This is a genomic window from Microbacterium telephonicum, from assembly GCF_003651225.1.
Lineage (GTDB): Bacteria > Actinomycetota > Actinomycetes > Actinomycetales > Microbacteriaceae > Microbacterium > Microbacterium telephonicum.
Genome location: NZ_RCDB01000002.1, coordinates 69,326 through 80,905 on the forward strand (window position 1 = coordinate 69,326; position 11,580 = coordinate 80,905).

General features: G+C 74.8%; 12 protein-coding genes. 10 read left to right on the top strand and 2 right to left on the bottom strand.

From position 1 onward, the window contains the following. The first annotated feature begins 26 nt into the window (after positions 1-26). Both C7474_RS05320 and C7474_RS05325 read left to right on the top strand, forming a co-directional pair. Entirely contained in the window at positions 27-284 is a 258-nt protein-coding gene (locus C7474_RS05320) for a type II toxin-antitoxin system prevent-host-death family antitoxin (protein ID WP_121057965.1), read from the top strand. Positions 285-345: 61 nt separating this feature from the next. Further along, positions 346-558 (top strand): PIN domain-containing protein, encoded by a 213-nt coding sequence (locus C7474_RS05325; RefSeq protein ID WP_121057966.1) that lies wholly within the window; start codon positions 346-348, stop codon positions 556-558. 46 nt (positions 559-604) lie between these two features. On the opposite strand, the gene C7474_RS05330 is transcribed toward C7474_RS05325, so the two are convergent. Further along, positions 605-1,573 (bottom strand): LacI family DNA-binding transcriptional regulator, encoded by a 969-nt coding sequence (locus C7474_RS05330; RefSeq protein ID WP_121057967.1) that lies wholly within the window; start codon positions 1,571-1,573, stop codon positions 605-607. Continuing rightward, positions 1,570-2,814, bottom strand: coding sequence for a glutamyl-tRNA reductase (locus C7474_RS05335; protein WP_121057968.1), 1,245 nt, complete (start codon positions 2,812-2,814; stop codon positions 1,570-1,572). The genes C7474_RS05330 and C7474_RS05335 overlap by 4 nt, the downstream gene beginning before the upstream one ends. Before the next feature lie 126 nt (positions 2,815-2,940). Between C7474_RS05335 and hemE the strand changes: the two genes are divergently transcribed. From hemE to hemL, 8 genes are read left to right on the top strand one after another with little or no spacing between them, the layout of a single operon-like run. After that, positions 2,941-4,071, top strand: a complete 1,131-nt coding sequence (gene hemE / locus C7474_RS05340; protein ID WP_422385787.1) for a uroporphyrinogen decarboxylase — start codon at positions 2,941-2,943, stop codon at positions 4,069-4,071. Beyond that, positions 4,068-5,459: a protoporphyrinogen/coproporphyrinogen oxidase gene (locus C7474_RS05345; protein ID WP_241965127.1), complete on the top strand. Its 1,392-nt coding sequence runs from the start codon at positions 4,068-4,070 to the stop codon at positions 5,457-5,459. Before hemE ends, C7474_RS05345 begins: the two co-directional genes overlap by 4 nt. Next, complete coding sequence (gene hemQ / locus C7474_RS05350; protein ID WP_121057971.1) at positions 5,456-6,187, top strand: hydrogen peroxide-dependent heme synthase; 732 nt, start codon at positions 5,456-5,458, stop codon at positions 6,185-6,187. Before C7474_RS05345 ends, hemQ begins: the two co-directional genes overlap by 4 nt. Beyond that, entirely contained in the window at positions 6,187-7,428 is a 1,242-nt protein-coding gene (locus tag C7474_RS05355) for a ferrochelatase (protein ID WP_121057972.1), read from the top strand. Before hemQ ends, C7474_RS05355 begins: the two co-directional genes overlap by 1 nt. Further along, the gene (gene hemC / locus C7474_RS05360) at positions 7,425-8,372 is read left to right on the top strand and encodes a hydroxymethylbilane synthase (RefSeq protein ID WP_241965128.1); all 948 of its coding nucleotides are present in this window, start codon (positions 7,425-7,427) and stop codon (positions 8,370-8,372) included. Before C7474_RS05355 ends, hemC begins: the two co-directional genes overlap by 4 nt. Further along, a complete protein-coding gene (locus C7474_RS05365) occupies positions 8,369-9,193 on the top strand; it encodes a uroporphyrinogen-III synthase (protein ID WP_121057974.1) in 825 nt (274 codons plus the stop codon). The genes hemC and C7474_RS05365 overlap by 4 nt, the downstream gene beginning before the upstream one ends. Then, the gene (hemB, locus tag C7474_RS05370) at positions 9,190-10,185 is read left to right on the top strand and encodes a porphobilinogen synthase (protein ID WP_121057975.1); all 996 of its coding nucleotides are present in this window, start codon (positions 9,190-9,192) and stop codon (positions 10,183-10,185) included. Before C7474_RS05365 ends, hemB begins: the two co-directional genes overlap by 4 nt. After that, a complete protein-coding gene (gene hemL, locus C7474_RS05375; protein ID WP_121057976.1) occupies positions 10,182-11,495 on the top strand; it encodes a glutamate-1-semialdehyde 2,1-aminomutase in 1,314 nt (437 codons plus the stop codon). The genes hemB and hemL overlap by 4 nt, the downstream gene beginning before the upstream one ends. Positions 11,496-11,580: the final 85 nt, after the last annotated feature.

The window sequence follows — 11,580 nt, forward strand, 5'->3', positions numbered from 1 at the left end:
TAGGTTTGTGACCACGGGGGTGGAACGTGGAGCGAGTCGGGATCCGTGAGCTCAAGGCGCATCTGAGCGCCTATGTCGACGCTGCCCGTAACGGCGAACGCGTCGTGGTCACCGACCGCGGCGTCGTGGTCGCGCAGCTGGTGTCGGCCGACGGCGAGTCCGCGTTGAGTCGGCTTCTCGACGAGGGGCTGGCGATGCCCCCGTCGCACGCCCGTCGCGACGTGCCGCGGCCGCGCCGGACGCGAGGAACGGTGAGCGATCTGGTCGGTCAGCAGCGCGAGTGATCGCATACTTCGACACGATCACGCGCAGCTGCAGCAGGACGGCGCGCGCCTGGCTCGGCAGATGACGTTGCTGGACGTGTCGGCGCGCGTCGTGGACAGCGCCGCGACCGTCGCCGTCGATCGAGGACTGCGGGGATACGACGCCGTCCACCTCGCCAGTGCCGCACTGCTGCGCGGCTCGGACGTGGCCTTCGTGTCGGGAGACCGCGCCCTGCTTCGAGCGGTCGGCGAGGAGGGGTTCATCACCGTCGACTCCTCCGGCGGTGGCCGCTGAGCGGCACCGACTCCGGCGCCGGCCCCCGTGACGCCCGCGCCCGGCGTCAGCGGGTGGTGGAGCCGGCGACGAGCTCCCACGGCAGGTCGATGACCCGGGGACCGTCGCCGGAGACGATCTCGCCGAGCGCCTCGAACATCGTCGTGGCGGCCCGCTCCGGGTGGACGCACACGTGCGTGATCCCCAGGCGCGCGTTGAGGGCGCAGTCGTTGGTGCACAGGGCGACGAACTGCAGGTCGCGGGGGATGACGTGTGCGGTGACCTCGAGCTGCAGGTAGATCTCGGGGCCTTCTTCGCAGAACGCGAAAATCGCGTCGGCGCCGCGGTCGAGCAGGTCGCGCACCTCGCGGGCCAGGCGTCGCCGGCCGGCGTCGACCCGCGCGACGAGCGGGGTGCGCCCCCGCACCGTCGTCCACGCGAGGTACGCCGACTCGCCGATCTGGTCGCGGGGGACGGCGCTCTCGTCGACGAGGAAGCCGATGCGCTGCGCGCCCGTCGCCTCGAGGTGGGCGAGACCGGCGCGCACCGCGGCGTCGTACCCGGTGCGCACGCTCAGCCCGGCCGCGCCGGCGATGTAGAGGTCGTTGGCGACGACCGGGATGCCGCGGGCGGCGGCCTCGCGCAGCACGGCGCGGTCGTCGGCGGGGTCGGGGAAGAACAGCACGTCCAGCTGTGCGGCGGCGAGCAGGTCGGGCCGGGTGTCGGGCATCACCGTGACGGTGAACCCGTGCTCGGCCGAGGCCTGCACGAGGGTGGTCAGCTGCCGCGTGCGCTGCAGCGCGCGGCGGGCGTCGCCCATCGACGCGTCGGACATCACGAAGCCGACCGACATCGTGCGCCCGCTGCGCAGCGCGGTGGCGTGCTTGTTCGGGGTGTAACCGAGCTCGGCCGCGACGGCCTTGATCCGCTCGCGCGTCTCGGGGCGGAGGTTGCCGCGGTCGTTGAGCGCCTGGCTCGTGGCGGCGGTGGACACTCCGGCGCGCTCGGCGACCTCCCGGAGCGTCACGCGGGTCATCGCGCGTCCTCGTCCGAGGCAGGTGTGACGGATGCGGGCAGCACCGTGCGCACGGCGTCGAGCCATTCCGCCCCGTCGCCGGCGGCCGCGAGCGTGTGGCCCTTCGCGATGAAGCCGTGCAGGAGGCGCCCGGCGAAGTGGCGCAGGGCGGCTTCGGCCTCGGGGGAGTCGTGGTGGGCGACCTCCTCGGCGAGCAGGGCGACGACGTGGGCGCGGAGGTCGACGACCGCGGGGGCGACCTCGTGCACGCGGCGGGCGACGGCGTGACGCTGCGCGGCGGCGCCGACGATCTCGTGGGCGTGGCCGAGGGTCGCGAACTCGTCGATGGGGGCGTGGATGCGGATGGTCTCGAGGTCGAGAAGTTCGATGCCGGGGAGGCCCCGCACGCCGGGGTCGACGTTGCGCGGCATGCCGAGGTCGATGACGACCTGGGGGGTGTTCAGCCCCGCCCGCGCCTCGCCGTGCGCGTCGGCGGTCAGCGCGTACTCGGTCGTCGTCGAGGTGCACGTCACGACGACGTCGGCGTACGCGGCCTCGACGGCGTAGTCCTCCGCCGAGACGGCGATGAGGTGCTCGCGGTCGGCGAAGCGGCGCCGCCCCGAGCGGGAGTGCACGCGGATGTCGACCGCCCCGACCGCGCGGAGGGCGGCGAGGGAGGCCGCGGCGTAGCGGCCCGAGCCGACCATGAGCACCCGCGCGGTCGCCCAGTCCTCGACGCGCGAACCGGCGAGCTCGACGGCGAGGCGCACGAGCGAGCGGCCGGACTCGCCGAGCTGTGTCGCGTTCTTCACGGCGCGCGAGGTCTCGGTCGCGCGCTGGAACAGGTGCTCGAGGGGGGCGGTGGTGAGCCCGTCCTTTCGGGCCGTCTCGAGGGCGCGGCGCACCTGGCCGGCGATCTCGTCCTCGCCGACGGCGACGGAGTCGAGCCCGGAGGCCACGGCGAACAGGTGTCGGGCCACGCGGTTGCCCTGCGCGAAGTCGACGGTGTCGCGCACCGTGCGGAACGGGAGCCCGGTGAGGTCGGCGACCTGCTGCATGGCCGCGTCCATGGCGGGGACGGGGGAGCCGTCGACGAGGTCGAAGTACGCCTCGAACCGGTTGCACGTCGAGACGACGACGGCCCCGCGGATCGCGTCGTGCGCGGCTTTCAGCTGCGGGGCGACGTCGTCGCCGAGCATCGAGAGCCGCTCGAGCGATTCGAGCGGAGTCGTGCGCTGGTGCGCGGTGAGGCAGACGAGCACGGGACGGCTTTCGGTGGGGGCGGGGCGGCGCGCGGCGGTGAACCGGGCCGTGACTAACGGCTAGTATAACGATTAACTCCCCGGCCGATCCGGTTCCGTGCCACGGCCCGTCCCCTTCTGGAGCGCATCATCTCGGCATCCGCGGCATCCGCCCACCCTCTCGTCCGCCACGACACCGCCTCGTCGCGCCTCGTGCGCGCGCTGCGCGGCGACCGTCCCGAGATCACCCCGGTGTGGTTCATGCGCCAGGCCGGCAGGTCGCTGCCGGAGTATCGTGCGCTGCGACAGTCCGGTTCGATGGTCGACGCGTGCCTGGACCCCGCCATGGCGTCGGAGATCACGATGCAGCCGGTGCGGCGGCACGGCGTGGACGCCGCCGTGTTCTTCAGCGACATCATCATCCCGCTGCACCTCATGGGCATCGAGGTCGAGATCGCGCCCGGCCGCGGTCCCGTCTTCGCCAACCCGCTGCGCACGGCTGCCGACATCGCCGCCGCCGTGCGCCTCGACCCGGCACTCGTGCGCGAGCGCGGTGCGGCCGTCGCGGATGCCGTCGCCCGCACGACCGTCATGCTCGCCGAGGAGGGGGAGCGCCGCGGTGAGCCGCTGCCGCTGATCGGCTTCGCGGGCGCGCCGTTCACGCTCGCCGCCTACCTCGTGGAGGGCGGCCCCTCCAAGGATCACCTGGCGGCGCGTCGCCTCATGCTGCAGGACCCCGCCGCATGGGCCGACCTCACGGCGTGGCTCGCCGAGGTGACGGGCACGTTCCTCGCGCTGCAGCTCGAGGCGGGCGCGAGCGTCGGCCAGCTCTTCGACTCGTGGGTGGGCGCCCTGGCCCCCGACGTCTACCGCGCGCAGGTGCTGCCTGCGTCGCGCGCCGCGCTCGCCACCGCCCGCCGCGCGGCCGTCCCCGACGGCGTCGACCGCTTCGGCTTCATCCACTTCGGCGTCGGCACCGGTGAGCTGCTCGCCGACATGGCCGACACCGACGTCGACGGCGTCGGCGTCGACCACCGCGTGCGCCTCGACGACGCGGTGCGGCGCATCGGCCGTGACGTGACGCTGCAGGGCAACCTCGACCCCGCGTACCTGTTCGCGCCCGAGGCGACGCGCACCGCCGCGGTGGAGGCCCTGCTGCAGGCCGGCACCGCCGCGCGCGCCCACATCTTCAACCTCGGCCACGGGGTGCCGATGGATGCCGACCCCGACGCGATCGGCGCCGTCGTGCGCACGGTGCACGACTGGCGGCCCGCGTGATCACGACGGTCGACGTCGTGATCGTCGGGGCCGGGGTCGCCGGCCTCGTCGTCGCGCACGACCTCGCCCGCACCGGGCTGCGTGTCACGGTGCTGGAGGGCTCCGACGACGTCGGGGGACTGCTGCGGCGGGGCGTTCTCGACGCCGGCGACGGGGAAGCGACCGTCGATCTCGGCGCGGAGTCGTTCGCGACCCGCACCACCGGTGTCGCCGACCTCATCGCCGACGCCGGCCTCGACCTGCAGGTCGTGGCGCCCGCGCCCGCCGGCGCGCACCTCGTCGCGATGACACCGGACGGGATCGTCCGTGCCCCGCTGCCGCGCCGGACGGTGCTCGGGATCCCCGCAGACCCGCACGCCCCCGACATCGAGCGACTGCTGGGTGCCGACGCGTGCGCGCGTGTCGCCGCCGAGCGCACACTCCCGCCCCACCGGCCCGACGGCGACGAACCGTCGCTCGCCGCCCTCGTCGCCGAGCGCTGCGGGCCCGACCTCGTCGCGCGCCTCGTCGATCCGCTGTGCCGCAGCGTCTACTCGCAGCCCGCCGACCGGGTGCGCCTCTCGCGGCTGCATCCGACGTTCTGGGCCGAGTTCCTCGCGCGCGGGTCGCTGCTCGAGGCTGCGGATGCGCTCGCCTCGACGAGTCGCACCGGCTCGGCCGTCGCGGGCATCGAGGGCGGGATGTGGCGGCTGCCGGTCGCCCTGCGCGCCGCAGTAGAACGCCACGGCGCCGAGGTGCGCACCGAGGTCGCCGCGCGACGACTCGAGCCGGATGCCGCCACCGGGGCGGTGCGGGTCGTCCTCGACGCCGAGACGGTCACCGCCCGCGCCGTCGTCGTCGCGACCGGGTCACGCGCCGCCGCGACCCTGCTGGCCGACATCGGGGGGACCTCCGACGCGGTGCCGCCCGCATCCGCACCCGTCCGTGTCGTGGCCGCGCTGGTGCGCTCCGAGACGCTCGACACGCACCCCGTCGGCTCGGGCGTCATCGTCGCCCCCGACGTGCCCTCTGCGGCGAAGGCCCTCACCCACGTCAGCGCCAAATGGGCGTGGGCGCAGCGGCCCGGCGGCCACCTCGTGCGGCTGTCGGCCCGCGACGCCGGCGCCCCCGGCCTGGACACCCCGGCCGAACTCGCCCGGGAGATCGCACTGCTCACCGGCGCCGCCGTCACCGCCGCCGATGTCGTCGCCGTCGCCACGGCCCGCTGGGACGACGCCGTCGCCGCACCCCCCGTCGACGCGACGCGGGCGCAGCAGCTCGCCGCCGCCGGCATCCACCTCACCGGCGCGAGCGTCGCCGGGACGGGACTGGCCTCCGTCGTCCCGCACGCCCGCGGTCTCGCCGCACACCTGTCGTCCACCGTCGCCACCACCGGGAGTCCCGTATGACCACCGCCGAATCCGCCACCCCCGAAACCGCCGAGAACCCCGTCGGGTACACGCTGTTCGCGATCCTCACCGGTCCTCGGCCGCGCACCGCGCCGTCCGCGTCCGCGCTGGGCGAACTGCAGAGCGCGGTCGACGCCCTGCCGGGCCAGGGCGTCACCCTCCGCGGCCTGTACGACGTGACGGGGATGCGCGGCGACGCCGACCTCATGGTGTGGCTGCACTGCGCCCCGGGGACCACGTCGGCGCCCGACGCCGCGCAGGGGCCGGAGAGCCTGCAGAAGGCGCTGCGCTCCCTGCGCCGCACCGCCGCCCTGGCCGCGTTCGCGTGCGAGTGGAGCGCGATGGGCGTGCACCGCGAGGCCGAATTCAACAAGCGCCACGTGCCCGGCTACCTCCGAGGCGAGCACGCGCGCGGCTGGCTGTGCCTGTATCCGTTCGTGCGCAGCTACGAGTGGTACCTGCTCCCCGCCGACGAACGCTCCGCGATGCTCGCCGAGCACGGCCGCAAGGGGGCGCGGTTCACCGACGTCGTCGCCAACACCGTGTCGACGTTCGGCCTGAGCGACTACGAATGGCTGCTGCCGCTCGAGAGCGACGACCCCATCCACCTCGTCGACATGATGCGGGACCTGCGCGCCACCGATGCGCGCCGCCACGTGCGCGAGGAGGTGCCGTTCTACACGGGCCGCCGCGTCGACGTCGCCGAGCTCGAGGAGGTGCTCGCCTGATGGCCGAGAACATCACCCCGTCGGCCCCGACCGGGTTCCGTCCCAAGCCGCCGCGCGCCACGGCCGCCCCGCTGTGCGGAGACGGCTGCCGGGTGCCGGCGGCGACCGCCGCCACGTGCGACGGTGACGCGCACGCGACCGTGCCCGTCGCCTACGACGGCATCCTGCTGCTCGGCTTCGGCGGTCCGGAGGGGCAGGACGACGTCATCCCGTTCCTGCGCAACGTCACCGCGGGCCGCGGCATCCCCGACGAGCGACTCGAGGAAGTCGCCCACCATTACCGTCACTTCGGCGGCGTGTCGCCCATCAACGACCACAACCGCGAGCTGAAGGCCGCCCTCGACGCCGAGCTCGCCGCGCGCGGGCTCGACCTGCCGGTCTACTGGGGCAACCGCAACTGGATGCCCTACGTCGCCGACGCCCTGCAGAGCGCCCACGACGACGGCCGCGACCGGCTGCTGGCGATCGCGACGAGCGCGTACAGCTCGTACTCGTCGTGCCGGCAGTACCGCGAAGACCTCGCCGACGCCGTCGAGGCTACGCAGCTGGGAGGCCTCGTCGAGATCGACAAGGTGCGCCAGTTCTTCGACCACCCCGGATTCGTCACCCCGTTCGTCGACGGCCTCCGGGACGGCATCGCGCAGCTGGCGGCGCAGGGGATCACCGACCTCGAGAACGAGGTCGAGGTGCTCTTCTCCACCCACTCCATCCCCAACTCGGATGCCGACCGCTCCGGTCCCGCCGAGCGCGGGTTCGGTCCTGGCGGCGCCTACGTCGCCCAGCACACGGCCGTGGCGGCGCAGATCGTCGCGCAGCTCGGCCGCGACCTGCCGTGGCAGCTCGTGTTCCAGAGCCGGTCCGGCCCGCCGCAGGTGCCGTGGCTCGAACCCGACATCAACGACGCCATGCAGGAGCTGCCGGGCCGGGGTCGCAAGGCCGTGCTGATCGTGCCGCTCGGGTTCGTCAGCGACCACATGGAGGTGCTCTGGGACCTCGACACCGAGGCGCTCGAGACCGCCGCCGACCTCGGCCTCGCCGCCGTGCGCACGGCGACCCCCGGCATCCACCCCGCTTACGTCGCGGGGCTCGTCGACCTCGTCGAGGAGCGCCTGCGCGGCACCGCCCCGAATGACCGGCCGCACCTGACCGACCTCGGCCCCTGGTACGACGTGTGCCGTCCCGGATGCTGCGAGAACAAGCGGCTGGGCTTCCAGCCCGCCCTCGCGGGGATCGCCCCGTGACCGCACCCGCCACCGCGCCGCTGCGCCTGGGCACGCGGGCGAGCCTGCTCGCCACGACGCAGTCCGGACACGTCGCCGAGGCGCTCCGCGCCGCGACCGGACGCGACGTGGAGCTCGTGCCGATCACGACCGACGGCGACGTGCTCACCGGTCCGCTCGCGCAGCTCGGCGGCACCGGGGTGTTCGTCGCGGCCCTGCGCGATGCGCTGCTGCGCGGGGAGTGCGACCTCGTCGTGCACTCCATGAAGGACCTCCCGACGGCTCCCGTCGACGGCCTCGTCATCGCCGCCGTACCGCCGCGCGCGCCGCAGCGCGACGTGCTGTGCGCACGCGACGGCCTCGGCCTCGATGCCCTGCCGCACGGCGCCGTCGTCGGCTCCGGGTCGCCCCGCCGCGTCGCGCAGCTGCTCTCGCGCCGGCCCGACCTCGACGTGCGGGGCATCCGCGGCAACGTCGACACGCGCCTGCGCAAGGTGCAGGACGGCGAGTACGACGCGATCGTGCTCGCCGAGGCCGGGCTCGTGCGCATCGACCGCGTCACGGCGATCACCGACGTCTTCGACGGCGCGCAGTGGCCCACATCCGCCGGGCAGGGGGCGCTCGCCGTCGAAACCCGCACCGATGACGCACCCACCCGCGCACTCGTCGCGCGGATCACCGACGCGGATGCCGAGACCACGAGCCTGCTCGAACGCGAGATCTTGCGGCTGCTCGAAGCGGGCTGCGCCGCCCCCGTGGGAATCGCCGCCGACCTCGTCGGCGACGACGTGCGCGTCATCGCCGAGGTGTACGCCCTCGACGGGGCCTCCGCGGTACGCGTCGAGCGCCGCGTTCAGCGGGACGGTGCGGATGCCGGTCGCGGTGCGCTCGCGGCCGCCGTGGTCGCCGAGCTGCTGGAGCGCGGGGCGGGCGAGCTGGCCGACCTCGCCGGGACGCAGGTATGAGCTCCGTCGCCGCGAACGCGCTGCGCGGGTCGCGGGTGCTGATCCCGCGCGGCGGCCCGTGGGGGCAGCGGGTGGCCGCCGATCTCGACCGTCGCGGGGCCGAGGGCGTCATCGCGCCCCTCATCGCCTCGGTGCCGCCGCGCGACGTCGCCGCGCGCGACCGGGCGTTCGCGGCCCTCGCGGCGGGGGAGTACGCGTGGCTGTTCGTCACGAGCGCCGCCGCCGTCGAGCAGCTCGTCGCCGCCGGGGTCCGCATCCCCGCCGGGACGCATGTCGCCGCCGTCGGCCGCGCGACCGCCCGGGCCGTCGCCGACGCGGGCGCCGAGGTCTCGTTCGTGCCGGTGGGCACCTCGTCGGCCGCCGCCCTCGTCGCACAGTGGCGCACCGGCCGCAGTCCCGCCACGACCGGCCGGTGCCTCGTGCTGCGCAGCGACCTGGCGACCGCGCTCATCAGCGACGAACTCGAGATGCGCGGCTTCGCCGTCGACGTCTGCATCGGATACCGCACCGTCGGCGTCGACCTCGCCCCCGCCGTGCGCGGCGACCTCGCCGCGGGACGCATCGACGTCGTGCTGCTGACCTCGCTCAGCGTCGGCCGGGAACTGCGCCGCCAGGTGCCCGAGCTGCCCGCTGCGACGCTCGTCGCCTCCATCGGCCCCGGCACCACCGCCGACGCCGTCGCCCTCGGCTACCGTGTCGGATACACCGCGCAGACGCAGGCCATCGACGCCCTCGTCGCCGAACTCGACGCCCGCGCGCGCACCGCTCCCGCATCCGCCCCCGCCGCCGCATCCGCCCCCGATCAGGAGGACCCCCGATGAGCCTGTTCCCGACGCGTCGCCTGCGCCGCCTGCGGGCGACGCCCGCGCTACGGCGCCTCGCCGCCGAGCACCACCTGCACGCGAGCGAGCTCGTACTGCCGGTGTTCGTGAAGGAGGGGATCGACGCCGCGCAGCCCATCGCGAGCATGCCCGGCGTGTCCCAGCATCCGATCGAGGGCCTCGCCGCCGTCGTCGACCAGGCCGCCGCGGCGGGACTCGGCGGTGTGATGTTGTTCGGCGTGCCCGCGGTGCGGGATGCCGTCGGATCCGGTGCGGTCGACCCCGAGGGCATCCTCAACCGCGCGATCGCCGTCGCCGTGCAGGCGGCCGCCGGGCGCCTCACCGTGCAGGCGGACCTCTGCCTCGACGAGTTCACCGACCACGGCCACTGCGGCGTCCTCGCCGCCGACGGATCGGTCGACAACGACGCCACGGTCGAGGTGTACGCGCGGATGGCGCTCGCGCAGGCCGATGCCGGCGCCGACGTGCTGGGGCTGTCGGGCATGATGGACGGCCAGGTCGCCGCCTGCCGGGCCGCCCTCGACGAGGCCGGCCACACGGGCGTCGTGCTGCTGGCATACTCCGCGAAGTACGCGTCGGCGTTCTACGGTCCGTTCCGGGATGCCGTCGAGTCCACGCTGCAGGGCGACCGCCGCACCTACCAGCTCGACCCCGCCAACGGCCGTGAGGGGGTCGAAGAGGCCCTCGCCGACATCGATGAGGGCGCCGACGTCGTCATGGTCAAGCCGGCCGGTCCCTACCTCGACGTGCTCGCCCGCGTCGCCGACGTCGCGTCGGTGCCGGTGTGGGCCTACCAGGTGTCGGGGGAGTACGCGCTCATCGAGCTCGCCGCCGCCGCCGGACTCATCGACCGGGAGCGTGCCATCGGCGAGAGCCTGCTCGGCATCCGCCGTGCCGGCGCCGAGACGATCCTCACCTACTGGGCGATCGAGGTCGCCGGGTGGATCCGCGACGGACGGAGCCTGGCATGAGCGCCAACGACGACCTGTTCGCCCGCGCCCAGCGGGTCATCCCCGGCGGCGTGGATTCGCCGGTGCGCGCCTACGGCTCCGTCGGCGGCACGCCCCGCTTCCTCGTGTCGGCCGAGGGCGCGTACGTGACCGATGCCGACGGTCGCCGGTATGTCGACCTCGTCGCCAGCTGGGGGCCCGCGCTCCTCGGCCACGCGCACCCCGAAGTCGTGGAGGCCGTCGTGGCCGCCGCCCGCCGCGGGCTCTCCTTCGGCGCCCCGACCCCGGCCGAGGCGGAGTTGGCGGAGGAGATCGCCGCGCGCGTGCCCGGCGTCGAGAAGCTGCGCCTCGTCTCCACCGGCACCGAGGCGACCATGACCGCCATCCGCCTCGCGCGCGGGGCGACCGGCCGCGACCTGCTCGTCAAGTTCGCCGGCCACTACCACGGCCACTCCGACGGGCTGCTCGCCGCCGCCGGGTCGGGGCTCGCGACCTTCGCGCTGCCCGGATCGGCCGGCGTGCCCGACGCGGTCGCCGCGCAGACCCTCGTCGTCCCCTACAACGACCGTGAGGCGCTGGAGGCGGCGTTCGCCGCGCACCCCGGCCGCATCGCCGCCGTCATCACCGAGGCCGCCGCCGCGAACATGGGTGTCGTGCCGCCGGCATCCGGGTTCACGACGTTCCTGGCCGACCTCTGCCGCCGCGACGGGGCGCTGCTGATCAGCGACGAGGTGCTCACCGGGTTCCGCGCCGCCGCGGGCGGCTATGCCCAGGTGCTGCGCGAGGCGGGGGAGCAGGTCGTCCCCGATCTCGTCACGTTCGGCAAGGTCATCGGCGGCGGGATGCCGGTGGCCGCGGTCGGTGGCCGCGCCGACGTCATGGACCTGCTCGCGCCGACCGGCCCGGTCTACCAGGCCGGCACCCTCAGCGGGAACCCCGTCGCCGTCGCGGCGGGACTGGCGACCCTGCGGCTCGCCGACGACGCCGTCTACACGCGGCTCGCCGCGGCATCGGCCGCTCTGTCGGAGGCCGTCGGGTCCGCGCTCACCGATGCCGGGGTGCCGCACGTGATCCAGCGGGCGGGCACGCTGTTCAGCGTGTTCTTCGGGGCGGATGTCGCCGGCGGCGTGCCCGACTACGCCACGGCGCAGCGCCAGGATGCGGCCGCCTACCGCCGCTTCTTCCACGCGATGCTGGGCGCCGGGGTCTCGCTGCCGCCGTCGGCGTACGAGGCGTGGTTCGTCACCGCGGCGCACGACGAGGCCGTGCTCGCCGAGATCACCGCGGCCCTCCCCGCCGCCGCCCGCGCCGCCGCCACCCCCGGTGGTTGAGTAGCCGGCGGAGCCGGCGTAACGAAACCCGTGCACCCTCCGACAACGCAGGGTCCGGGGCGTTTCGACTCGTCGCGGTGCTCCT